This is a genomic window from Vibrio sp. sp1, assembly GCF_016920955.1.
Lineage (GTDB): Bacteria > Pseudomonadota > Gammaproteobacteria > Enterobacterales > Vibrionaceae > Vibrio > Vibrio alginolyticus.
In genome coordinates, this window is sequence record NZ_CP060590.1 from 214,488 (window position 1) to 239,602 (window position 25,115).

The 25,115-nt window shown below is 43.0% G+C and carries 20 protein-coding genes and 5 pseudogenes; 7 read left to right on the top strand and 18 right to left on the bottom strand.

Features of this window, described 5'->3' with window-relative positions:
• Positions 1–57: 57 nt before the first annotated feature.
• From H9L11_RS16465 to H9L11_RS16505, 9 genes are all read right to left on the bottom strand, one after another.
• Positions 58–1,230: a hypothetical protein gene (locus H9L11_RS16465; RefSeq protein ID WP_205391283.1), complete on the bottom strand. Its 1,173-nt coding sequence runs from the start codon at positions 1,228–1,230 to the stop codon at positions 58–60.
• Entirely contained in the window at positions 1,227–1,847 is a 621-nt protein-coding gene (locus H9L11_RS16470; RefSeq protein WP_005374256.1) for an energy transducer TonB, read from the bottom strand. Before H9L11_RS16470 ends, H9L11_RS16465 begins: the two co-directional genes overlap by 4 nt.
• Positions 1,847–2,251 carry a biopolymer transporter ExbD gene (locus tag H9L11_RS16475; RefSeq protein WP_005374257.1) on the bottom strand — a complete coding sequence of 135 codons (405 nt, stop codon included), beginning with the start codon at positions 2,249–2,251 and terminating at the stop codon, positions 1,847–1,849. Before H9L11_RS16475 ends, H9L11_RS16470 begins: the two co-directional genes overlap by 1 nt.
• Complete coding sequence (locus H9L11_RS16480) at positions 2,248–2,802, bottom strand: MotA/TolQ/ExbB proton channel family protein (protein ID WP_017635540.1); 555 nt, start codon at positions 2,800–2,802, stop codon at positions 2,248–2,250. The genes H9L11_RS16475 and H9L11_RS16480 overlap by 4 nt, the downstream gene beginning before the upstream one ends.
• Complete coding sequence (locus tag H9L11_RS16485; RefSeq protein ID WP_085569257.1) at positions 2,802–4,169, bottom strand: MotA/TolQ/ExbB proton channel family protein; 1,368 nt, start codon at positions 4,167–4,169, stop codon at positions 2,802–2,804. The genes H9L11_RS16480 and H9L11_RS16485 overlap by 1 nt, the downstream gene beginning before the upstream one ends.
• Positions 4,170–4,937 (bottom strand): DUF3450 domain-containing protein, encoded by a 768-nt coding sequence (locus tag H9L11_RS16490; protein ID WP_085569258.1) that lies wholly within the window; start codon positions 4,935–4,937, stop codon positions 4,170–4,172.
• 74 nt (positions 4,938–5,011) lie between these two features.
• Positions 5,012–7,105 (bottom strand): TonB-dependent siderophore receptor, encoded by a 2,094-nt coding sequence (locus H9L11_RS16495; protein WP_161440718.1) that lies wholly within the window; start codon positions 7,103–7,105, stop codon positions 5,012–5,014.
• 207 nt (positions 7,106–7,312) lie between these two features.
• Positions 7,313–8,686: a sensor histidine kinase gene (locus H9L11_RS16500; protein ID WP_017819704.1), complete on the bottom strand. Its 1,374-nt coding sequence runs from the start codon at positions 8,684–8,686 to the stop codon at positions 7,313–7,315.
• Positions 8,686–9,351, bottom strand: coding sequence for a response regulator transcription factor (locus H9L11_RS16505; protein WP_005386018.1), 666 nt, complete (start codon positions 9,349–9,351; stop codon positions 8,686–8,688). The genes H9L11_RS16500 and H9L11_RS16505 overlap by 1 nt, the downstream gene beginning before the upstream one ends.
• 230 nt (positions 9,352–9,581) lie before the next feature.
• On the opposite strand from H9L11_RS16505, the gene H9L11_RS16510 reads away from it, so the two are divergent.
• A complete protein-coding gene (locus H9L11_RS16510) occupies positions 9,582–10,292 on the top strand; it encodes a glycerophosphodiester phosphodiesterase family protein (RefSeq protein ID WP_017819703.1) in 711 nt (236 codons plus the stop codon).
• A 35-nt stretch (positions 10,293–10,327) separates the two neighbouring features.
• Here H9L11_RS16510 and H9L11_RS16515 read toward each other — a convergent pair whose 3' ends face one another.
• A complete protein-coding gene (locus H9L11_RS16515; RefSeq protein WP_017819702.1) occupies positions 10,328–10,810 on the bottom strand; it encodes a L,D-transpeptidase family protein in 483 nt (160 codons plus the stop codon).
• A gap of 297 nt (positions 10,811–11,107) precedes the next feature.
• Here H9L11_RS16515 and H9L11_RS16520 point away from each other — a divergent pair, with 297 nt between their 5' ends.
• Positions 11,108–12,046, top strand: coding sequence for a 2-hydroxyacid dehydrogenase (locus H9L11_RS16520; protein ID WP_205391419.1), 939 nt, complete (start codon positions 11,108–11,110; stop codon positions 12,044–12,046).
• An 85-nt stretch (positions 12,047–12,131) separates the two neighbouring features.
• Complete coding sequence (locus tag H9L11_RS16525) at positions 12,132–12,488, top strand: YibL family ribosome-associated protein (RefSeq protein ID WP_205391284.1); 357 nt, start codon at positions 12,132–12,134, stop codon at positions 12,486–12,488.
• 163 nt (positions 12,489–12,651) lie between these two features.
• Here the strand turns inward: H9L11_RS16525 and H9L11_RS16530 are convergent, their stop codons facing one another.
• The 3 genes from H9L11_RS16530 to H9L11_RS16540 all read right to left on the bottom strand — a co-directional run bounded on the left by H9L11_RS16530 (position 12,652) and on the right by H9L11_RS16540 (position 16,063).
• The gene (locus tag H9L11_RS16530; protein WP_205391285.1) at positions 12,652–13,683 is read right to left on the bottom strand and encodes a cytosolic protein; all 1,032 of its coding nucleotides are present in this window, start codon (positions 13,681–13,683) and stop codon (positions 12,652–12,654) included.
• 102 nt (positions 13,684–13,785) lie between these two features.
• The gene (locus H9L11_RS16535; RefSeq protein ID WP_064354473.1) at positions 13,786–14,547 is read right to left on the bottom strand and encodes a hypothetical protein; all 762 of its coding nucleotides are present in this window, start codon (positions 14,545–14,547) and stop codon (positions 13,786–13,788) included.
• 586 nt (positions 14,548–15,133) lie between these two features.
• Complete coding sequence (locus H9L11_RS16540; RefSeq protein WP_205391286.1) at positions 15,134–16,063, bottom strand: HNH endonuclease; 930 nt, start codon at positions 16,061–16,063, stop codon at positions 15,134–15,136.
• Positions 16,064–16,134: 71 nt separating this feature from the next.
• Here H9L11_RS16540 and H9L11_RS16545 point away from each other — a divergent pair.
• A pseudogene (locus H9L11_RS16545) lies at positions 16,135–16,403 on the top strand (transposase); the annotation flags it as partial.
• A 222-nt stretch (positions 16,404–16,625) separates the two neighbouring features.
• On the opposite strand, the pseudogene H9L11_RS16550 reads toward H9L11_RS16545, so the two are convergent.
• A pseudogene (locus tag H9L11_RS16550) lies at positions 16,626–17,657 on the bottom strand (IS110 family transposase).
• 68 nt (positions 17,658–17,725) lie between these two features.
• Between H9L11_RS16550 and H9L11_RS16555 the strand changes: the two are divergent.
• Positions 17,726–18,610, top strand: a pseudogene (locus H9L11_RS16555) (IS3-like element ISVpa2 family transposase); the annotation flags it as partial.
• Between the two features lie 308 nt (positions 18,611–18,918).
• A complete protein-coding gene (locus H9L11_RS16560) occupies positions 18,919–21,315 on the top strand; it encodes an EAL domain-containing protein (RefSeq protein ID WP_345889546.1) in 2,397 nt (798 codons plus the stop codon).
• Between the two features lie 116 nt (positions 21,316–21,431).
• On the opposite strand, the pseudogene H9L11_RS16565 reads toward H9L11_RS16560, so the two are convergent.
• Together H9L11_RS16565 and H9L11_RS16570 are read right to left on the bottom strand one after the other, a co-directional pair.
• Positions 21,432–21,713 (bottom strand): annotated as a pseudogene (locus H9L11_RS16565) (recombinase family protein); the annotation flags it as partial.
• Positions 21,714–22,014: 301 nt separating this feature from the next.
• Positions 22,015–22,713 carry a hypothetical protein gene (locus H9L11_RS16570; RefSeq protein WP_205391288.1) on the bottom strand — a complete coding sequence of 233 codons (699 nt, stop codon included), beginning with the start codon at positions 22,711–22,713 and terminating at the stop codon, positions 22,015–22,017.
• A 217-nt stretch (positions 22,714–22,930) separates the two neighbouring features.
• Here H9L11_RS16570 and H9L11_RS23575 point away from each other — a divergent pair.
• Positions 22,931–23,225 (top strand): annotated as a pseudogene (locus H9L11_RS23575) (hypothetical protein); the annotation flags it as partial.
• Positions 23,226–23,317: 92 nt separating this feature from the next.
• Here the strand turns inward: H9L11_RS23575 and H9L11_RS16575 are convergent.
• Together H9L11_RS16575 and H9L11_RS16580 are read right to left on the bottom strand one after the other, a co-directional pair.
• Positions 23,318–23,665, bottom strand: coding sequence for a hypothetical protein (locus tag H9L11_RS16575; RefSeq protein WP_169637214.1), 348 nt, complete (start codon positions 23,663–23,665; stop codon positions 23,318–23,320).
• 59 nt (positions 23,666–23,724) lie between these two features.
• Complete coding sequence (locus tag H9L11_RS16580; RefSeq protein WP_025612720.1) at positions 23,725–24,339, bottom strand: hypothetical protein; 615 nt, start codon at positions 24,337–24,339, stop codon at positions 23,725–23,727.
• Between the last annotated feature and the right edge of the window lie 776 nt (positions 24,340–25,115).

A 25,115-nucleotide genomic window follows, 5' to 3' on the forward strand; every position in this document is an offset into this window, starting at 1 on the left:
TGACTTTAGACAAAAAAATACCCGAGACTGAGCTCGGGTATTTAATAAAAATGTTCGCTATGAGTTCTGCGTCGATTCTACTTTGCGTAGCTGTGATAGATACTTAACCCAACTCTTTGCCTGATTCGATGGCTTAATCTCATTCGCTCTTTTGGCATTAGCGAGCGCATCGTCAAACCGCTTAAGTTTGTAGTAAGCGCGAGTTTTGATAAGTGCAACATCCGCTTTACGACCTCTGACCTTATCGAGCGCGGCAATGGCATCTTTATAATGGCCTTCTTGCACCAACAGTTGAGAATAGTTCCAGTAATACTGCCTATCTAGCTGAGCTGCAATACGCCAGCTATCAATAGACTCTTCCCACTCTTTTGCCATTTGCCAATACGTTGCTTGCTGAGCTTTTAGCTTACTATTCGAGTTTACATCCTCTAGCTCGTTCATCACCAACGCAGCTCTCTCAGGAATACCTCGTTTCGCGTACAATTGTGCCAGCAGCTTTAAGTCATCTTGGCTAAGTTGTAACCCTTTCAGTTTTGCCAACGCCAAAGAGTCTAGGGCACGTTTGTTGTCATCAACCCGTAGGTATAGAGCAACAAGCTGACGCCACCATTCAATTCGCTCAGGTTCAATCACGATTAAGCGTTTGATGGTCGAGATTGCCGGCTTCCACTTTTTCAGTTCTAGCTCAGCAGAAAGCTTTATCGACAATGCGCCAAGCTTGTCTGGCTGACCAAATTTCTCATAACGAGCCATTGCTGAAAGCACTTTTTGCCACTGACTCAGTTGATAATGAGATTGGGAAATACGCAGCCATAGCTCATGCGCTTTTTGACCTTTAGGAATGTTTTTGCTCAAGGCATAGTAATGAGGTAAAGCCTTAGAAAAACGTTGCTCGTTCAGCAGTATATCAGCCAACATTTTTCGGGTTTGCCATGCTTGCTCATCTTGTAGCAAACCACTATTGACTGCCAACTCAAGTTGCTTAATCGCCGCTTGAGTTTGCTCGTTCTGCCAGTAAAAAATACCCAACATTCGAGCGACATAAGCTTGGTCATATCCACGAGAAAGCTCCATAGCTTCAAGAGATGAAATCGCTTCTTTCAGTTTCTCTTCTTGAGCCAAATTATGTGCTCGTTGAACTCTCACTGCGGTGTATTGGCTTAACTCACTGGCAATGGTTGAGAGTGCACTCAGGCTTAATACCGTACCGATTAAGAATTTTTTCATCATTTGGCTAACTTGAACTCCACTTTAGCGGTTTGTCCGAACTGCTCAATTGACACACCATCCTCAACTTTTGGCTGATACTTCCATTTTTTAAGCGCACGGATTGCTTCCCTTTCAAACATGCGCTCGGGCTCAGCCTCGATCACTTCAATATCTTTTGGTCGTCCAGTTGCATCGATCGTGAAACGCATAATGACATAACCTTCCACTCTACGTTTCAGCGCCTTACTTGGATAGCGAGGATCAACACGATACAACGGCAGTGCTTGCTGGTTGCCCATTGTTCCCTTCAAGTTTGGTGCACTAATCGCGATGCCTTCAAGGGCAGTGTTTAAACCTAAAGCACTGACTGGCGTCATCTGACTCATTGGTTCCATTTGAGTGTCAGCTTGAGACAGATCCATTGGCTCCGGCGCTTGAGGTGGTTCTGGTTGCTCCGGCACTGAACGTTGACGACGCTGCACGTCTGCTTCATTCTCTACCATCACCATATCAAAACGAACGGCTTCTGAAGCTTCTGGCGCACGCTGGTTGCCTTTATCAACCATCCACGCCATAAAGCTAAACAAGCTCACAGAAATTAACAGTGATGCTGGTAGTGCAAGTAACAGCCTGCCCATTAAGGTTTCTCCGCCGCCAATGCAATGTTCTTCACACCCGCCGCCTTTGCAGCGTCCATCACTTTCACGACAGTGCCATTGTAAGCATGCTCGTCAGCTTGGATAACTAACGAAGCATCAGGCTGATCAAGTAACAGGTGCTCAATAGAGGCCTCAACACGCTCAATATCAACCACTCGTTTGTCGATGTACACATCATTCGCTGCCGTTACTGCGATAAAAATGCCCGCGTCTTTTTGGCTTACTACATTAGAAGCCTGAGGGCGATTCACTTCTACACCGGATTCACGTACAAACGAACTGGTCACAATGAAGAAGATCAACATGATGAAGACGATATCAAGCATCGAGGTTAAATCGACTTGAGCTTCATCTTGTTGGTTAGGTCTGCGTCCGAGTCTCACTTTTGACTCCTTAAAGATTGTTCTAACTGGATAGCTTTTCGTTCACACACTTTGCTAAGGCGAGCATGAATAAACATGCCCGCAAGCGCTGCTACCATACCCGCCATGGTTGGCAGCGTAGCAAGTGAGATACCAGAAGCCATCAATTTCGGATTGCTGCTGCCTTGCGATGCCATTACGTCAAACACCGTAATCATGCCTGTCACCGTCCCTAACAACCCTAGCATTGGGCAAACCGCCACAAGTAGCTTAATAGTCGATAGGTTTTGGCGCAGTTCGATTTGCGCTTTTGCAATCCATCCTTCACGAATTTGATGCGCGTACCAAGAGTGGTGCTCTGATCTTGCTTGCCACTGCTCACAAAGCTGTTTTTTTACCCCAGGGAAAACCGTTGTGAGATAAATAACTCGCTCCATAACCAACAGCCAGCACACCGCCACGACGGCGGCCAACCACCATAGGATTTGACCACCTTGCTGCATAAAGCTCATCAAGGTTGTGGCCCAATCCTCACTGATCAAACCCAATGTGCTGAGTAGGATCTGCTCCATTACGCTGCGTTCTCCGCTAAGGTGTTAGAATGGCTTTTGTTACTCGGCATATCACGCTCAGCTTGTTCTGCAACTAAACCGATGCCTTGTTTTTCTAAGATACTGCGAATATTTTCTGCTTGAGAGCTCAATACGTTGTGCGCTAATAGCAAAGGCATGGCTGAAACAAGGCCAAGTACGGTAGTCACAAGTGCCATTGAAATACCACCCGCCATTACTTTCGGATCACCATTACCAAATTGAGTGATGACCTGGAAGGTTTCGATCATACCCGTTACCGTGCCTAGTAGGCCAAGCATAGGAGCTAGAGCTGCAAGAAGCTTAAGCATCGACAACCCTTTTTCTAGGTGGGTTTGCTCATCAACAACAGCTTCCAAAAGACGTAGTTCTAACGCTTCTACGCTGCGATGCTTGTCTTTCTGGTATACCGCTAGCACGCGACCCAAAGGGTTGTCTCCTGGCTGCGCTGGGGTTTTCAGTTGCTTCATGATTTTCTGGCGCGAAATCATCAGTGATGCACCACGTACGAGCGCAATCAATAGGCCGATAGCCAATAAACCAAGGATGATTTTACCGACAACGCCACCCGCATTTAGGCGATCAGCCAAAGTCGGTGAGTTTGCAAGCTGTTCAAGAAGAATGCCACGTGACGGATCAATGACAAGTGCATCAATGTCACCAGAGGAAATAGTATTCGCTGTTGGACCGTTCTCAGGCTGACGAAGATAGTTTACCGCGTCTCCGCGTTGACCATTCCACTTAACGTAGCCAGTCTTATCCAGCAGCGCCATAGAACCAAGACGAACACCATTAACCGTTTGTTCACGACCTTCGCCATTTAGCAGTGTGAAAGAGACGTTTGCCATTTCACCGCTTGCTTTGATTTGTTCTTCCATGCTGCGCCACATCGCCTGAAGTTGGGTCAACGTTGGCAGTGATTTAGCCGCAACAATAGCATCGATATCTTTCTGATATGAGTTTGCATCAACACCGGTTACTGAGCTTTTTAGCTCAGACTCTAGCTCTTTTGCGTTCTGGCGAACGACGCCAAATAACTCACCTAGGCTCCCGGTTTCTAGACGCAACTTTTCTTCTAGCTGTGCCAGTTCTGCTTCATTTTCACCGAAGGTAACACTTAATGAGTCCGCTTCTGCTTGAAGAGCAGCCCGCTCTGCCACCAATTTATTCTTTATAGTCTGTAGCTCTTGCTCTGTTTGCTTAAAACCTGATTCACGCGCGACATTGTGCGATTGCTGTTGACGATTTTCTTGCTGCGCCTTTTGTAACAACGCATCACTAGCAAAAGTTGTATGAGGCATTAATGCGGCTGTCGAGATTAATGCAACCGATAACCATTTTTTCATCATTTATTTGCCCTCCGCAGCGGTTAACGACACTGGCAGAGTTAACATGCTCGGCGCGATCTGTTTATTCGCCATAGCGAACGCTTTGTCTAGCTCTGATTTTTGCTCAGAACCCACTTGTTGCCATGCGTGTTGTTGCTGCGACCAGCTCCAAAATGTGTCACCAGATAAGCTACGCGCTACCAAAGACAAACGGCCTAAATAGAGAATGTCCGCCTCCACAACTTCATTGTCACCCAGGTTAATCTTGCCTTGGTAAACGCCAAGCTTGGTGCCGTAATCCATTTCAATTTGGTACGCTTCTAAAATACGACGAAACTTCTCTGCATCCGCAACGTCTGCACGCGTCATCATGGAATCCAGCTTTGCAATTCGCTCCTCACGTTGCGCTTTGCGTATAGGCTTGTCGTTAGCGACGAGCACTTTTAAGCCCTCAAGCATGTGATACATCAAAGGCACGACACCTTGACGAGTTTGAGCAATCTGCTCAATTTGCTCGTTCAAGCTATCAACTTCTTGATTTTGACTTTCAACAAGGCTTGCAAGATGATCGCGATAAATCTTCAAGTTACCGACTTCCTCTTGCAGCTGCTCAATTTCAGCTTCTAGAGTAAGTGATTTTTCTGCGCTTGCATCAATACGTTTTTGGCTTACCGCCGACGACTGGTTTGTTTTACTCTGCACAGCTTGTGCATCGTTTAAGTTCGCCGCGTGAGCGGGAATCAAAACCGATGATATCAACAGAGCGATACTTGATTTCATTAGATTCATACGAGTTATATTTCTGTGTTCCAAAAACGACCAAAGGGGAAGACTACCCTTCCCCTTTAATAATCAAATTGTTATCAGTACTTGAACTGGATTGTTGCCATGTAGTTGCGGCTTTCTCCAACCACAACCCCACTCGCACCTTTTTGCTCGCCATTCGTGCTACCACCACCTGCGAAGTAGTCAGTATCGAATAAGTTTTCGACATTGAATCGAGCAATAATATCCAAGTTCTCATCGTACTTATGTTTGTATGACACGCCCATATCAACGCGAGCGTAGCCATCTTTCTTGAAGGTGTTCTTTGCATCACCGTAGCGATCACCTTCATAAATCAAACCAAGGTTTAAGTTAGTGTTGTCTTGAACCTTGTAGCTAGACCATAGACTTGCCGAGAACTCTGGCACGTCTACAGGGCGGTTACCTTCATATCTTTCTGCCTTCTTAAGCTCTGCATCCAAATACATTGCAGAAGCGGTTAGCGACAACTCTGGGGTCACAAAACCTTGAGCCATTAATTCAGCGCCTTTGTGAACTTGCTCACCACCTTGCGTTTTCTTGTGTAGGAGATTGCCGCCCGCGTCTTTGCCGCTTTCAACATCCAGCGAGATGTTCTCTAACGTGATATCAAACACAGCACCAGATACAAATAAACGCTGATCAAACAGTTCCCACTTCGTACCGATTTCATAAGAGATACCACGCTCAGCGTCGAGTTTCTCACCTTCATTGATGTAGGTACGACTACCGTTGCTGACTTCACCTTGAGGCATGAAGCTTTCAGAATACTGAACGTAAACCGAGCCATTCGTCGATGGGTGGAATATCACACCTAACTTTGGAGAAACTTGGTTTTCGGTCAGTTCATCATCACGCTTTTCGTCATAACGAACACCTGCAAGCACTTGCCAGTAATCATTAATCGTCATCATATTTTGCGCGTAGATACCCCAAGTATCGTACTCAGCTGTTGGTGATTTCCTCGAACTACTATAGCTAGGCTTAGGCACCGTTTCTCCTGGCGCAATACTCGCCTCATTATGAAATGCCATAAAGCGATCATAACTGTAATCTAAGTAGTTAGCGCCCACTAACAACGTGTTTTCCGTACCGAACAAAGTAAAGTCCGTCGTCACATCTATATATGCAGTATCAAATACCCAATTATCGGAGCGATCGTTGCCTCGATGCTTAATCGTATTTAACTCTTCATACTGATCAAACTTAGGGTAAGACTCTACATCAAAACGCTTAAAGTCTTGGCGGTTGTAACCTGCTTTTACGTTCACGTTATCCGTGACTTGCGCATTAATATCGACACCGTAGTTTTCTACTTCGTTATCAATTTCAGACCACTGCGCATCCCAAATGTACTTATCACCGCGAACCGCTTTGCCATCAACAATGTATGCGCCAGAGTCCACGCTACCGTCGTCTTTCGTGCGATCGTAATGAGCCGATACCATAAAGTTGTCTGTGATATCGTACTCAACCACTAGGCCAGCTACCGTACGATCTGTTTTAGGCTCAGTGCCATCACCGTACCTGCGCCAAGAGCCGTAGCTTTCTTTGGCAAAAATTGCGCGCGCTCGCAGTGTCTCTGCATCATTTAGCGCGCCACTCACATCAAGCACAGTGCGTGAGTGATCATTCGAACCTAGATCTTGACTCAAACTTGCTTGTGTTTGAGTTGTTGGTTTTTTCGAAACCATGTTTACCAAACCACCCGGCTCAGATTTACCGTATAGCAGACCTGATGGACCTTTAAGCACTTCAACACGCTCTAAAAGCTCAATTGGCTGACGGTAGTGTGACCAGTGTTGACGACCATCACGAAGAAAACCGTCTGAACTGCTAAGTTCAAAACCACGTAGAGAGAAACGTTCGCGGTTACGGCTTGTACCACCCGCGCTAACACTTGCATCGTTACGTAGCACTTCACCAAGTGTACTTGCACGCTGCTCATCAATTACCGTTTCATCGATAACCGCTACTTGTCCCGGCGTTTCCAGCTGCGTCATTTCCATGCGCATTGCTGTACTGTTTGTATCTGCCTTGTAGCCGAACTCTCGACCTTCTACAACTACATGTTCGTCTGTTTGAACTTCCGCCACTGCAGGTGTTGCTAACACTGCACCGATCACTAACGCCAAATGGCTCTTAGTAAACATATCCTTTCACTCCGATTATTATTTTTCGGGTCACATACTTGTTGAATGCGATTCCCTCTTAATTATTTCGCGGGTGAATATAAGTGATAAGTATTACCATTTGCATTAAATTTACATTCTTTGCATTTGCAAACTTTTGTAAAGTACTCTCTGATGATGCGCCATGATAATGTGACATTAATCACAAAAATTACGACTTAATCATACTTATTGCTTGAACACTAAAGTAACCCTCAAACCGCCTTGCTCACGGTTTTTCGCCGTGACTGCTCCACCCATAATACGCATGGATTCTTTGACAATCGCAAGACCTAAACCGTAGCCACCAAGCTTTTTATCTCTAGAAGCATCTAAGCGTGTAAACGGATCAAAAATATCGACCAGCTTGTTCTCTGGAATACCAGGCCCATCATCAGATACTGACATGGTGGTGAACTGCTGCCCTTCTTTGACATAATTTTCCAGAGAAACTTCTATCTGAGATGCTGGTCCTGAATATTTAATGGCATTACCAATAAGATTGTTCAAACAACGAATGACCAGCGTTTCTTCACAAATGGCTTTAGCACATACAGCTTCTGAGCGGAAAGACAACGTCTGTTCTGACTTCAAATCTATTTTGCAACGTTCTACTTGCGGGGAGAGCAAAACTTCTAAATCACAGCGTTTCGTGGCTTTGTCGAAGCGCGCATTTTCCAAGCGACTGAACTCCAATATATCGCTGATCAAATGGTTTAGCTCTTTTGCTTCATCTTCTAGCCTTGCCACTAGGCTTTGCTCACTTTCTCCAACACGCTTTCGCAAAAGATGCAGAACCAAGTTCTGCCTCGCTAACGGCGTTCTCAATTCGTGAGAGACATCTCTTATAAGCAGTCGCTGCTTTTCAGCGAGAGAATGAATCTGTTGCGTCATGTGATCGAAATCTTGCGCTAACTCGTTAAACTCACGCGTGCTCGACTTCAGCTCTTTCACGACACTGACATTAAAATCGCCATTAGATAGCTTTTTGCTTGCTTCTCTCAATCGATCCAATGGTTGCTGTAAGTTACGTGCCATTAGCAGCGAAAAGAGCGCCAAAATAACCACTGCAATCACGACTTTGAGAATAGAGAAATACAGAATGAAGTCATTTGCAGGGTGCAGTCGATGTGGCAATTGAATCACTAAAGTATTGCCATGAACTAAAGGAATATTGATGATGGGGCGATTCACTTTCCCCTCAAGTTGATCATCAATGCTTCTCTTAAATTGAAGTTTGAACTCGAAGTGCGGATGCATCAGACGGTGCGTAACTGGTTGCTGATGTTCATTCAACACAAATAAATAAAAGTTTTGCGCATTTGCCCAGTCAGCAAGTTCGTCCATGTCTCCGTGCTCAATCAATACATTGGCTTGATGTGCAAGGTCTAGCATTTCTTCTCGCACACTATCGGGCACTTTCAACATGGCTTTCACCAGAGCTTGTTCCGCTAAGGATTGCACGACCAAAATACTAATGACAATTGCGGTCATGCAACTAAATAACTTGAACGCTAAGCTATCTTTACGTTTTGCAATAAAAGGTGGACATCGGAGCTTCATTAACGGTTTACAGCCTCTAAATAACTGTAACCTTTGCCACGGAAGGTTTTGATATGTTGCTTGGAAAGCCCCGCTTCAACTAACTTGCGACGTATGTTACTGATGTGCATATCAAGGTTGCGATCAAAAGGACTCAGCTCTTTCTTTAACACTTCAGTTTGAAGCTCTGCTTTTGAAATCACGACTCCTTGGTTTTTTACCAAGTAGCTCAATAGTTCAGCTTCCGTACTTGTGAGGGGTAAGCTATTAAGCTGGTCGCTGATCGTTTGAACGGTACTACACATCGTCTGACGTTGACGTTCCAAGCCAACACGACGAAGAATCGCTTTGATGCGCATTAGAAGCTCAGCGACATTAAAGGGCTTTCCGATATACTGATCGGCCCCCGCTTGGTAACCATCAAGCATCGAGTTTTCATCGTTGAGAGCGGTAAGCATTAGAATAGGTGTCGCGAAGCGCTGACAGATCCTACGAGCAACTTGCATGCCGTTAAGGTTTGGTAACATGACATCAAGCAATACAAGATCTACAGGCGTTTTTTCCATATATTGCAGCGCACTTTCACCGCAATGCACAGAAGATACGATGTAGCCCTCCTCTTGCAAAACCGCTTCTAACAGCTCACACAAAGGAACGTCATCATCGACTATCAAAACTCGTGACATTACCACTCACCATTCAAATAAAAATGGTTCGCATTTTATTACTCATTTACCAATTAAACAACTACACACTCTAAGGCTTTAAGTCCACAGGACTCAGTCCAAGAAGCAGCAACGTACTATTAGAGTTTAATGTTCACTTGTACTAAAGGTTCCTAACAATATGCACCTAGATATATCTTCATAGAAAAAACGAGTACAATCAGGCAACCGCAAAGCAAAAGATAAAGCGAATGGAAACGTTATTAATTGGTCACCGTGGCGTGGCAGGTTCATACCCTGAGAATACAAAAATAAGCATTCAGGCAGCCATTGACCTGGGGTTGAAGTGGGTGGAAGTGGATATACAGCCTACCAAAGATAATGTTTTAGTGGTTTGCCATGATCATACCGTCAATCGATGCAGCAATGGACAAGGGCGTGTTGATGAGCTCACCCTGGAAGACTTAAAAGCATTAGATTTCGGTAGTTGGTTTAGCACAGACTTTTCAGGCGAGAAGATCGTGACACTAGATGAACTGCTCACTTTAGCTACTGAGAATAAGCTTAACTTGAATATCGAAGTTAAAGTAGACAACCATCCAGCGGAAGAAGTGGCGCAGACTCTCGCCAATGCGTTAACAAAAAGTCCAATGCCGCAAGAGAATGTACTCCTATCGAGCTTTAGTCATGACGTCATTAGAGCGATGCACAAATACTGCAGTGGCTACCGATTGGGTGTGTTAAGTGAATTCTTTACGAGAAAAGATAAACGCCTTTTGGAAGAAGTTAGTGCCTATAGCTGCAACCTAAATATTAACTGGGTTCGTACTCGCCAGATAAACAAACTCCAACAAGCCGGTTACAAAGTGATGTGCTATACGGTGAACAATCCAAATAAACTGAAATACCTGCCTCAGTTAGACGGTATTTTTAGTGATCATCCACAGCGCTTTATGCCATAGCCTATAAGAGCCAGAACATTAAAGGGGACCTTTTGTTACCACTCAATCTGAATTGGTGTCCCCATCTCGACAAGCTGGATAAATTCGTCCATCTCCTCGTTGGTAATCGCAATACACCCATTAGTCCAATCAAAACTTTGGATGTAAATCGGCAACTGACTCTCACCGTTTTTTAAGCCATGAATTTTGATGTTCCCTCCAGGGGACACACCTCGGCGCTTCGCTTCCAACGTATCAATCGCATCAGGGTAACTGATATGCACAGAACGATAAAAAGCAGAGTCCTCTATAACATAATCTAGAGTGTATTCGCCCTCTGGTGTGCGATTGTCTCCCTCTTCTTGTTTATGTCCTTGAGGGTTCGCTCCTAAAGCAATTCGGTATTCTTTTAGCACTGCTCCTTGTTCCATCAAATACATTCGACGCTTAGACTTGTCGACTTTAACGAGGTCAACAGCTGCGTGAGTGCCAGAAGCAAACACACAACACAAGAACATAGAGCACCATTTTACTGACATTGTCGTAACGCCTAAGCTAATAAAGTGAACAAGAAAAGAGCGATAATGCTAGTCAGTTAATGCTCGTAAAGCAAACAGTATCTAATGCGGAACCATAAGATAGACTCGCTGAAAGGCGTACTTCTTATCGTTATTTGATACAACAAAAGTCAAAGAGAAGATTTCTCTATTCATTGCGGCTAAGTTGCATTACTTTATAAGCATATTTATTTATAAAGTCCGCACTTTTTGAGAGGGAACCATGATTAACATTGCTTTTTTAGTGCAAAATCCTACGACGAAGCCTCTTTTAATAAAATTAAAAATAACCGCGATTTTGAATTTCACTATCACGACTTCCGACTAACCGAAAAAACAGCCAAGATGGCGCACGGCAGTGATGTCGTATGTGCGTTTGTTAATGATGATCTTTCAGCTCCTGTCCTTAAACAGCTTTCTCTGGGCGGGACCAAGCTTATTGCTATGCGCTGCGCGGGATATGATAAAGTTGATCAACAAGCAGCCAAAGAACTAGGCTTACAAGTGGTTCGAGTTCCTGCTTACTCACCAGAAGCAGTGGCAGAGCACACGGTTGGTTTAATGACGTGCCTAAACCGCCGTCTTCACAAGGCCTACCAACGCACACGTGACGCCAACTTCTCGCTAGAGGGTCTTGTTGGCTTTAACTTTTTCGGAAAAACCGTTGGTGTTATTGGTACGGGTAAGATTGGTATCGCGACGATGCGTATCTTCAAAGGGCTTGGCATGGAACTGCTTTGCTACGACCCCTACGAAAACCCATTAGCGCTAGAAATGGGAGCCCGTTACTGTTCGCTTGAAGAAATCTACGCTAATGCGGATATTATCTCTCTCCATTGTCCAATGAGTGAAGAAAACTATCACTTATTGAACGAAAAAGCCTTCGCGCAAATGAAAGATGGTGTAATGATCATTAACACCAGTCGAGGCGAGTTGCTAGATTCACTAGCGGCGATAGAAGCGTTGAAACAAGGTAAGATTGGTGCGCTTGGCCTAGACGTGTATGACAATGAAAAAGACTTATTCTTCCAAGATAAATCTAACGATGTCATTGTCGATGATGTTTTCCGCCGTTTATCGGCTTGTCATAACGTGCTGTTTACTGGCCACCAAGCATTCTTGACTCACGAAGCACTTAATAACATTGCCTCTGTGACGCTTGATAACGTCGAAGCCTTTTTCTCTGGTAACGTATCGGGCAATGAACTGATTAACTAAAGCCAGACAATCGAGAAGTATAGTAGAGCGTGTGATCTCAGCTATGCTATACTCCTCGACTATTTAAAATTTGAGCCAAATTACCATGAGCATAAAAACTGATATTCAAAAGCTGCACAACCGTTTAGATACATGCCAACGTAAACTTGATGCGGCACGTTCTCGTGGTGATCACGAAATGATTACAAAGTTCACGGATGAAGTAGAACAGCTTACCAAAAAGCTTAACCAGTTAAAGCACAAGCAAAAATATGAGCTGAACAAAGAACGTAAAAGCTTACTTGATATGCCTTTCTCTCGTGAAATCACCAAAGCAGAACAAGCGGACATCGGCAAACTGAAAAAACGCGTACGCGGCTTAGTAATCGTTCACCCATTAACAAAAGTTGGTAAAGAACTTCGCCTTGATGTGATGACAGGCTTTGCGCCAAAAGAGTTTTAAAACTCGCATTAACATTTATGGAGCCCAAGCATTTGCTTGGGCTTTTTATTTTGTACTGCTTCATTAGATTTCATCGAAATATCAATCCATAAGCTATTAAAAAGGCCAGCGACAAAAGCCACTGACCTATTTCGACCAATATCGTCCGCATTATATCTCAACGTTACGACAGTTGCTGCAACTTGTGCTCCACAACGGGATCATTCGGAACCAACTGCTGAGCGACTTCCAAAAGTTGTACTGCATCTTGCGGGTTGTCATACTCATGCTTAAGTGCAATATCAACAAGTGGCTGAATATCGATTTGTGCTTGATGCTCCTTCACATGTTCTTTCTTTTCTTCAATTAGTACATTATGAGCGGTACTCAGTAAGTTTAAACGATGCTGTGAGCTCGCATTCGCCTTGTTAAGGCACTGATAGTAATCTTCTTTTAAGCGCAGCGTTTTGGTCTGATGACGAAACTGCGCTATATCTATCTTCTGATAACGTATAAAGTCTACGGCCACTTGCTTATAAAAACCGAATTTATTCAAATACGTCGCGTGGGTACCATGTCCCATCCCGAAGACTCTTAAGTGAGTGAGCTCTGGGTAGCGTTTGGCGTGAAGGCGGTCGATTTCATTAGTTGGATCATAAATGATGTAGCCTTTTGCATCGCCAAGGTCAAGGTCGTGATACTTTCCTTCCCAATCAAATTGTTGGGCTAATTCAGTACTTGGCCTATCATCCCATGGCACCAAAACTTTGTTTTTTGTGCTGACCGGGTGAAACATCAATACTTGATCCAACTTTAATAGATTGGAAAAGGCACCAATAGCAAAACCACCGCGGCTAAGTCCATAGCCTAAACGACATTCAAAGGGCTCAAGTAAAGTCGACAGTTGCTCTAGAAAGAAAATTAAATTACGGCTACGAAACCAGTTACTTTTCCCAAGATGCTGAAATGAAATAATATTTACTTTTTGTTTCTGGGCTAAGCGATAGCCCCAAGGCGCAAAGTCTGAGTGTAAGTCCTGTACTTGTAGATTCGTACCAGCAGGGGAAAAGGTGAACAACAACGGTTTATTGCGGTCGACAAACTCATACTTAACAAATACATCATCAAGTAAGTCCTCCCCGGACATCGGTGGCCTGGTTTGCTGTTCTTCACGAGAAAGAGCCAGCCATTCATCCAACCAGTACAGTAACTTCATTAATCCTCCATCTAAATTGCGCCTAGCAATTGTGTTAAAAATCTAGTTTTAGTGTGTGATCATCTCCCCCTGGTTACAGGGGACTCTGATATCAGTCCTCTTTTAAAACAAAGCGTGAATTTGCTTATTAAATTGGTCAATATCTAAGGTTTGATGGCGAACAAACTCCTGCGCCACCAGATTAAAAAATTCTAATTTATCTAATTGTGTGGATTGAGTGCCGTGTCCCATACCGACGACTTTTAAATGGGTAAGCTCTGGATAACGTTTAGCATGGAGACGATCAATGCGATTGGATGGGTCATAAATAATATAACCTTTGGCATTGCCCAAATCTCGATCATGGTAGCCGCTTTCCCAAGCAAACTGCTGAGCAAGCTCAGTACTCGGCCGATCATCCCAAGGCACTAACGCTTTATTTTTAGTGCTAACAGGATAAAACAACAAAAGATGTTCTAGTTTCAGCAAGTTAGCGAACGCGCCAATTGCAAAGCCACCTCGACTTTGCCCATAACCCAAACGACATTTGAAGGGATGAAGCAACTCAGATAGCTGCTCCAGAAAGAAAATCAAATTCCGACTACGGAACCAATTACTTTGTCCTAAATGTTGAAAGGCAATAATGTTTACTTGTTGTTGTATTCCGAGCTCGTAGCCCCAAGGAGAAAAATCCGGAGTTAAATCTTGTACCTGCACATCAGTACCGGAAGGAGAAAATGTAAACAACAATGGCTTGTTAAGATCAACGAGTTCATACTTCACAAACACATCATCAAGTAAATCGTAGCCAGAGATAGGTAAAGCCATCTCTTGTTCTTGTTGAGTAAGAGCTTGCCATTCATCTAACCAGTAAAGTAGCTTCATTTTTTCTCCAAGTACATTTGCAGTATTTAGACTGGGACTCTATCAAAATGCGTTTAAGCATCCCACGTTGAGACTTAACAAAGCTCTATTTGAAGCCCAAATGAGACGTATGGAAATGTCTTCGATTGAAGGTATTACTGCGTAAACTAAACCCAATGTAGGTACGCAAAAACTTGGAGAAAGAGCTAGAGAAAAACCAATTAGAAGTTTCGATAACAGCGGTTAAAAAACAGCAGATACAAAAAAACCGCTGTAAGAACAGCGGTTTTTTTAAAAGTGGCGGAGAGATAGGGATTTGAACCCTATCGCTTGCTAAAAATCTTTCGCAAACCCTTGTATATAAAAGAGTTTTCGACAACTAGTCATACAAATCAATTACAAGTGTCTAAGTCAGTTGACTTAAGATCAAGACTACAGATAACTTATAGAAAGTCAATGTGGTAATATTCTATTTTCTGAGTAATACACATAAATGGACATAAGTTGTCAGCAACTTTGCTAATTTAGCAATCCATGAATTAGTTAAGGTATGGAAAGTCACTTAACAACGTGTCTAGCCTTACTAGAGCAGATCACCCAAGCAGCTTCACTTATTATTGAGGGCAGTAATTAACCTTCGGTAAAATGGGTCGCTCGCTGGGTTATATGAGTCGGAACCGCCCCAATAATATCGACCTAACACCGATTTCATGTTGTCGTAATGCATGTTTAGGTTACTTGCACGTCTTTTCGGAGTTGCCCCTAGTGCGCTTTGAATTTTCGCTTTCCAAGGGTGGTTACTTCCCATTATGTTTTCGTTTCGGGCAATGAGCTTCTCCACAAAATGCTGACCTACTAAGCGGTCTGACTTCAGCAAGTTACAGTCACCGTGAGAGAGTACTAGATTCCATATTTCATCATGGTTAATCACTTGTCTGGGCAGAACATGATCCACATGAATATCATCATCCATTGGCTCACCACAGTAGAAACAGACGTTTCCTTGATAGCCAGATAGAAACGGTATGTTGTGAGTCAGTGCTTTGCGCTCATGACCATCTTTTAGATATACCTCTCGTATGTCGTTGGCAAGCTCAAAGTTTGTTTGATTTATGCTAAAAGCGCCCTCTAGCAAACCCCAACGCGCATGAACTTCGTGTTGAAGTATATTTATTTGCGATTCAGTCAGTGACAGTAGCGAGTCTTTCAAAACAAGCTTCTTACCTTTCTCAATGTCGTAGAAATAGCTTGCTACAATATTTTTGTCAGAGCCGATAGTTTGGAATCTCGGAACCACGTCATCAAAAGCCGTATCCGCCACCTTATCAATAGCTTTATTACTAGTTAAAACGCCTAGCTCATGCTCTTTAATGATGCGTTCCATCTTCGTTAAACGGTTAGGATTGCCTTGCTGTGGCATTGGGTTAGCCGCCAGTCGTGCTTTATAGGCGTCAAAGTAAGTGGTTGATAGTTCTTCCCAAGAAAGCTCGTTTTTCCCCTCCCGTGAAGCTTTAAGAAGTGTTTGAGCCAATGCCATCTTGTAAGTTGATCCGCACCAGCAGTTTTGGACACCGAGTTAAGTGAGTACAATCACTAACGAGGTGAAGCATGACAAGCAAGAAAAAACGTATTATCCATTCTCCTGAATTTAAAGCAGAAGCACTGAAGCTAGCAGATAAAGTGGGAGTCGCTGCGGCAGCGAGGCAACTCTCGTTACACGAATCTCAGATCTACGGTTGGCGTAAGGCCGCGAAGAAAGACACCAGTACCAGTCAGCGGGAAAAAGATCTAGCCGCTGAAGTCGCCAAGCTTAAAAGGCAATTGGCTGAGCAAGCTGAAGAGCTAGATATAGTAAAAAAGGCCGCCACCTACTTCGTATATGGAATCCACGGGTTTTACAAGATAAAAATGTGCAATGGATAAGATGCGGTCGTATATTCGGTTTCTTATTGAAGGAGCTACCTTCTAACCTTTGATGTGTACGCACCTACTGTCCTTGTCGCGAAAGAAGCTTTTAAAAGCATTGCGAAGTAGTCAGGGTCTCAGTAGGCTGGTCTAACCATTGAACATCATTATTTGTAATCTGTTAATTCATATAGCTAAATAGATAATGGCTTTGGCTGATAAGCCGTTTCATAGTGGAGCATTGCCCAAGCTGTCCTGACCGTCTTGTTTGCCAAAGCGATACAGGCTCTTTTGAACCCAACCCTATCGACCAACTTGATAAGCCATGCCTGCTTCTGGTTTTTTGGCGATTCGGGCAATCGGTAAATATATGCCATGGCACCAAGGTATAGCATTGAACGGAGATCTTTGACACCGCCAAATTTATCTATGCCCAGCATTGTTACTTTACCGCCTGAACTGTATTGTTTCGGTGTTAGCCCAACAAACGCTGAAGCTTGCCGTCCATTGGTAAATTGCGTTCCGTTACCTAAAGTAGCGTAGAGCATGGAAGCTGTTGTTTCACCGACACCTTCCAGTGCCATGAGTCTTTTGCAAGGTTCTATCTGATGAGTTGTCGAGTTCATGGATTTCTGGAGCTTGCTCAGTTCATCTTTCAGGTTAAGGTATTGCTGCCATAGCATCGACAAGGTTGTGACCAAGCTTGCTGGCAAAACATCACTTTCATAGAGTGTTGAAGTGACCAATTCAGCCAGCCCTTTAGTACCTTTGGCTTTGACGATACCGTACTCGTTAATAATGCCTCGGATGTGCAGCCCCAATGACACTATGGTTTTTGATAGAAACTGACGATTTGCTTCAAGAGACATCAAGGTTTGTTGCTCCATTGATTTGGGCTTGCTGTATTTTATTCCTATCTGGAGCGCCGCATTAGCGATGGCAAGAGCATCATTGGCATCAGTTTTATGGCCATCAACATATGCCTTTACCTTTTTCGGATTGATTATCCGTACTTCGTGTCCGAAAGACTCAGCGTATCTGCCCCAGTAGTGGCAACTAGCGCAGCCTTCTAGAGCAACAAGAGATGGCTTGGATTTAGCGAGTAACTACTTAAGTTTCTGCCTGCTTACTGCTTTGTTACTGAGCAGTTCTCCTTGGCGGCTAATATGGCAAACCTGTAACACGTTTTTTGCTAAATCTATACCGATGACGTTCGTTCTTAGCATGATGACACCTCGTTTTCATGTTCCTGCCTATGCTTAAGTTTTGCAGAGAATGAGTGGATTCCATACATCGCGAAAAATCTAAAGTAGATTGCTACGAATTTATGCTCGAACACCTGCTGTGCTTCAATGTTGTCCGTATGGCTAAGGTGTTCGGGGTATCTCGAAGTGGGTTTTATTACTGGATTAAGCACCGCCACAAGGCTATCCAGCGCGAGGCAAGTCGCCAAGAGCTTGATATCAAGGTCAAGGAGGCGTTTGATAGCAGCAAAGGCCGAGATGGTGCGAGGCGCATTCAAAAAGAACTGGCTGAGAACGGTAATAGTCATAATGTTAAAACCATTGCAGCCAGCATGAAGCGTCAGGATTTGACTCCGAAAGCCGCACGCAAGTTTAAGTGTACAACAGACAGCAAGCATAAAATGCCTGTTGCTCCGAACCTGCTGGCTCAGGACTTCAACGCAGCGGCTCCGAATCAAAAGTGGGCGGGTGACATCACCTACGTTGCCACAAGCGAAGGTTGGCTGTACTTGGCGGTAATTATTGATCTTTACTCAAGACAAGTAGTCGGCTGGTCTATGGATACCAGAATGACTGCTACGCTGGTCTGCGATGCGCTATCAATGGCCTTATTCCGTCGCGGATTCCCTGAGCAAGTTATCGTTCACAGTGATCGAGGTAGCCAGTATTGCTCAAAAGACTATCGAGACCTCATGACCGCTTATAATCTAAAGCAAAGTATGAGTAGAAAAGGAAACTGCTGGGACAACGCTTGTGTTGAGAGCTTCTTCCATTCAATGAAAGTTGAAGCGATCCAATATGAGCCGATCATGACGCGAGACGAGATGCGCCAAGCGATCTTCGAATACATAGAGGTTGATTATAATCGGACGAGAAGGCACAGTGCTCTCGGGTATCTAAGCCCAGTTAACTTTGAACAACAAAATGTCGCTTAATGGAGTGTCCAGTCTGGCTGGAGCAGATCAGGCTTTATTGTATTGCTTCCAGTTAGTTGTTTTGTAACGAGGTTTAGGCATGAGGCTACGACGATTGATGGGTATAGCCGATCAGACCGTAGATTTTTGATTTAGTTCCACCGATTTAAGCAACAAAGCCGTATCCCTTTTCAAATATCTAGTAGTCTTTTATTAACAATTAACTTACTATAGCCATCTTTTATTAACAATAAACTTATTATAGTCAATTCAGTAAATCCTTGACCAATGAAGTAGAAAATGATGATCACACTCAAGAGGAAGAAAGTATGCTAGGACTGTTTGTTGGCCACATTGTTTTATTCTCACTTTTTCCACTATATTGCACGCGCCTAGATGCTGGTATACGCCGAACCTCTTTTTATATTTGCCTCTCTCTTTACCTGTTGATCGGCGGCTTTTTCGGCAACATCTATTCCCTACCTATAACTGAAACCATAAATATTTCTGGGGGCAACCTTTACTATGGCGCATTCATGATGACATCAATATTATGTGTATTGGTGGAGCGTGATGTTTTTATTCTACGTCACCTCATCCGATTGGTGATTATTGTCGATCTATTTAACATCTTGTTTGCAGGATTAGCAGAATATACGCTAAAACAAGATGTCGTAAACCCGCACAATATTCCTGCGGAATTTTTCCACATATCTACGCCGTTTATTATCTTAGGTGGCGTATTGATTATTACGGAACTGGCTTTGCTTTTCTTTTTGTTTGAGAAAATCAAAAACTTGAAGTTACCAATGTTTGCTTCTGCGTTAGTTTATCTTTTAGGGTTTATCTGCATGTTAGTCGCAGACGGGATCGCTTTTCCATTGATAGCCTTTGGTGTAAGTGAGCCAGTCGTAAATATCGCGATCGGTGGGCTTTCAGGTAAAGTGCTGATGGCCTCAGCCTTTAGCGTACCACTCGCATTGTACATATTGGTTAAGCGTCGTGAATTTACCCAATATCTTCAAGGTGAACCTTTGGATTGGAAACTGATGTTTCGTTCGAATCGTGATTTGATGAAGGTAATAGAGGAAAAAGAGTATGGCTTAAAGCAGGCTGAAACAGTGTTTGAACACAGCAATGATGGATTAGCGGTAATCGATAGTCAGGGAATCGTTCTTCGCTGTAATTCTGCTTTTGCTCAATTCACCGGTAAATCCGTTCAATCGATAACCTCAACACCGAAAACGTTAACATCGCTTCTTAATTTAGAACCGTCATTTATGATGTCGTTAGATGAATCAGCGAGTGAGCAAAAAACCGAGATTGAATTTCAAGGACATCACGGATTGTTAACAGTTACAAATGTTGAAAAGACAAAGGGTCGCAGTGCGTTAAAGATCATCTCGCTTACTAATATCGATGATCTCATCGCAGCACAAGACCAGCTTCATTATTTGGCAAGTCATGATATCTTGACGGGGCTACCAAATCGCCGAGTATTGGATGATACACTCAGTCATGAAGATCTTATACACAGCGCACTCATCATGTTTGATGTGGACCATTTTAAAGACATCAATGATAGTTACGGCCATGCCAGTGGTGACGCTTTGCTTAACAAAATCGCACAAATGCTTTCTAAGGTGAGTGGTGAACAGTTTGGTCAGGATGGCTATGTTTTGGCACGCACTGGAGGCGATGAGTTTGCTTTATTAATTAAGAGTGCTGATTTATCTGCGTGTGAAGCGCTGTGTCAGAAAGTACAGAAATTGATGACGCGTCCATATTATTTAGGCAACGACATTCATGTTTACTCCTCTTTGAGTATGGGGATTGCACTGCAACAGAATGTTGACCTCGAAGACCTTTTTCAAAGTGCAGATGCCGCGATGTATGTGGCGAAACATGCCAAACGTGGAAGCTATCAGTTCTATGAGCAGTCGTTTACTGAAGCGAGCCAACGGACGTTGATATTGAGTAATCGCCTAAGAGAAGCACTCGAAAAGCATGTACTCGAAGTCTATTACCAACCACAAGTTCATGCGGGAACAGGTAATATGGTTGGTTTAGAAGCATTGGTACGCTGGAATGATGGTGGAAACTGGGTTTCGCCAGCCGAATTTATTCCTATTGCCGAGCGTTCCGGCCTTATCGACCAACTAGGAATGTATGTGCTTGAAACCGCGTGCAGTGATGCGCAAATTTGGTTCGCAAAAACAGGCGTGGAAACACTGAAACTATCAGTGAATGTTTCTGCACATCAGCTACGTTTTGAGCATTTATATGAACAAGTGACCTCAGTGTTAAATAAAACGGGATTTCCAGCAAAAGCATTGCAGTTAGAACTGACAGAATCTGCACTCCTAGAACGTGAACAAGAGGTGATACCGCAGCTTGAGAAGATTCGTGATTTAGGGGTGAGTTTGGCGATTGATGATTTTGGTACAGGTTACTCATCACTGTCTTATTTGCATGCTCTGCCGATTTCAACTCTCAAAATTGACCGTTCTTTTATTAGCCGTTTGCCTACCGACACAACTCAGCAGCAGCTTTGCCGAACGATTATTCAATTAGCAACGAATTTGCAGCTTAGCGTGGTTGTTGAAGGTATCGAAACAGCTGAACAGCGTGATTTTGTGGTGGCAGAAGGGTGCCAAGTCATTCAAGGCTATTTCTATTCTAAACCAGTGAGTTGTTCGGAAATTACCAATAAACTTCTCAGTTAGCACTTAAAGGGGCATCTTTGACTTCATATTAGAAATGGCAGCGTACCTATGTGATCGCTGCCATTTTAGTATGAGGGGTCTGAAGCCCAATGGAACGAAAACGTACGCTAAGCTTCTTACCCCGCTGAACGCTCACTTGCCAACTTTTTAGCAACCCGTATTACTGTACGACCTGAAACATTGGTAAGTTTGGCGGTATCACTGATACTCAGCTTGTTGACTACTCGTAGCTGATAGATTTTTTCGTGTAGTTCTGAATCGGCTTGCCGCCCTCTGTATTTCCCTTCCTCTTTGGCTTTCTTTATTCCTTCAGCCTGACGGCGGCGGCGATCTTGGTAATCTTTTCTCGCGATAGCAGCTAGCATATCCATCATCATGCTATTTATAGATTTGATCATGGGGTTTTGCGCCCATTTCAGCGAAAAGTCCAATGTGAGCCCTCAGCCTTTTATTTATAAGGGCTGAGGGCTACGGCATATTTTCTTTCTTAGCCCTATAAAATACGAACATATGACAAAATCGCTTGGTGTTCACAAGATTTCTGAACCATTTTTGAGAAGGTTTTGGACAAAAGTTTGTCAGTGCTTTCCCTAAATTAGCATTTAGCGGATAATCTGAGGTATTGTAAATACCTCTTATCTATTGGCCAAATCAACTCATCCACTACAGTTTGAGTTAATCCGTCATGTGGCGGAGATCTTATACGTCGTAATGTTTCTTAGCTATGAAGACTTCCGACGAAACTGTTTTTGGATGATAACCCTGTCCCTTAGGTTGCACGATAAACTGCAATGAGTCCGACAAAGCTACAGGATTCTCTTCATAATCGTCACCAATGTACATTTGGTCTGAGAAAGGGGATATTGCATAAGCAAGATGTTCGACAAGTGTATCTCGATTAGAGAACTCACTTTCTTCTAAATTGATCATCTGCGCAATGATTGCACTATCGATGAAAGTGCCACTTAGCCAGTTAGATGTCGAAGCATAACCTGCACACCAACGTAAATTATTGGCAGCGGTGAAGACTTCGATTAACTCAGTATTCCCCCCGACGAAACATGAACCGAACATAACCCCTGTTATGTTGTACTGTTTTGATTTCATGCCAATAGCGAAAAGAATATCCTCTAACTTCATATTACCTATTTTCTTCTTGTACCCATGAGCTGCAATATAGACAATAGTGTTAGAAAACCTGACTTTACAAAGACATTCTAAGGCATATTCAAAGCTCTTTTTGTCATAAAAATCAGCATGGTAAACTTCTGTATCCCCTGCTAATTTTGCAACACCTTCAATAAAAGGCACAACACTTGAACGGTTAGAGTCACTATCATCCAATTCCCATGGACTTTCCAGCACCAGTATTCCCCGATTGGCACTATGTCTTGCCATCTTTAGTTCCTTTTAAAAAATTTTGGTATTCATTAAAGTTAAATTTGTAGCCATCATCTGAGCAAATCGTAAGGTAAGCTCAAAGCTTGAAAAATAGGCTTTGAGCTTCTTAGCTATTCGCAGCGTCAATATTGAAGATTTTTTCCTAATTATCAATATTATAACACCAAAATCGCTAGGTAGGCCGTTCACTTTTAAGTTATTAACCAGATTGCCATACAGTGTCATTTCCCAAGTGATGATTGACCGAATTACGATCATGACGACTGGACGCAAGGGGGGAGTTTAGGACCTCATATGGAGTTATCGAGTTCACACACACGAAATGTGATAATATTGACATTATCAACAATACCATAACTTCAGATCGGCCCCTGCGAATTGCTAATAAAGAGAAAGCAATTCGTGATCTAAAAAAAGTTGGAAGAAACACACTGAATTGTGACGAATCAGGATTAAGCAGATACGGGCACTCCCAAAAACTGCACAAATCATTTCTGGAGAGACGGTAAACAGTCCTTTGTAATTGTCGGGGTGACATATAATCACTCAGTCTGTCTTAGAACATAACCATCATATCAAGCACCAAATTACACCAAGAATATTACCGACCGTCTATATCTTTACAGGTTACGGTAATCAATACCTTCACTTGTTCCAAAGCACTATCAAGGCAATATTGAGTTGAAAAAACATGGTTATCTATCAACGACTCTATCTGCTTTGAGAGCCCTAAAAGTTTACGAAGAATTTTATCGAGGGTTAATGCATTGGTTTGCCAATCACTCTGGATACGGCTATTGGCTATTAATAAATCTATCCTTAAAAGATAAATTTGAAGCTCTAAGAGAATGTTCTGCTCTCCAACCTTTTTCGATATTAACTTCGCATCTTCTAGGCATTTGTGAAGATTACTGGTATTGATCACGATAGGTATTTGAGGGGTTAACAACACAAACCTCCTTGGAGGATGAGTGGCTACTATCGAGTAACCACACACCTGCGCCAGTCTTATTTAGATTTGAAAACTAGTCCATTTCTAGCCAGTTCGAAGTCTAGATACTCCCAAAAAGTGAAGTTCGTTAAGCAGATTTCATCATTCTGTCCGATACCTAGAAGAGATTTATCACCTGTTTCTTCATACTCTTCTTCAACTTCATCTGTTGCTTCCCTTAAAGCCTCTTCCACAAGCTTTTCCTGAATATCTTCGTCCGACCAACCTAAGAACTTTGCAGTTAGGTTTGATCTAAGTGGATAGTAATCGTAAATCTCTCCCAGTTGCGGCTCATATCCCTGCTGTATTGCTTTGATGCTTTGCTCCAGCCCATACAGGTAACTAGCCTCATCCCACTTAAATAGTTGATCTTCATCCACCGCAAATACAAGCCAATAATCAGGGTTAATGGCTACCTGCCAGCCTAGATAATTAAACTCTCTGATAATGGAAAAGCGGTCATCATGAGATAAAGGTATGCCCGTTATCTTCTGGATGAGACCTTCACGAACTTTGAACCTATTTTGACCTGCTTCAGCATCTGAACAGTGTTTTTTAGAACACAAAAGAATCAGCTTCGCCACATGCTCATAATTGATATGATTATTTTTAACTCTTCTTTTAATAGGCATAGTTAGTTTCATCCTGTTGTTTAACTAATAAAGTAGTATGTGCTAACAACTAGCTAAACTCGCTTATACCTAAAACTAAGAAAAAAATCTCACGATTTTGCCCGATACTCAAGTCATCAAGCCAGTAAGTAACTCTTTTGTGACGTTTACAGGATGACCTGCTCCCTTGTGGTCTTGACCAAAAACGTATTGATTCACCAAGAGTTTGAGGACTTCCATCGTCACCATTGGCAAAAGGGATATTCAAATCAAATGGAAAAAGAGCATTATGAAAGCCAGTGATAATGTCTTGTTTAGAGTTCAACTTACCCTCGTTAATATACCCTTCAGTGAACTCTTTGATTATTGCAGTTTCTAGTAGTACTGCCCACCGATGTAAAGTATTTGTATGTTCTCTTCCATGTCTAGGTGATTTAACGCATACCCCAAGGAGTTATTATCGTAATATTCACATGAATAAATATTACGCTGTAATTTCTTAGCATTTTTGTTCACATACTGCTTTATCCCTGTAAAAAACGGAGTCCACTCGCTTGATCTCTGTTGTTTTTGAAAGAAAACCAAGGCGCTTCGGCTACTAGTAACGCGACATCTCTTTTCAATTTAAATACCTCTTAATCAAAATTTCTGGTGGCTTATTTACTCTTACTTGTCATTGTTAACCTCGTTAGTGGATTGGGGTGACGATGAAATCCTATAAGTTGGTATTACCTGCATCTATGGCTAGTCACATTACCTATTCTAGGGAAAACTGTGAGTTTTCTCTGATACTGAGT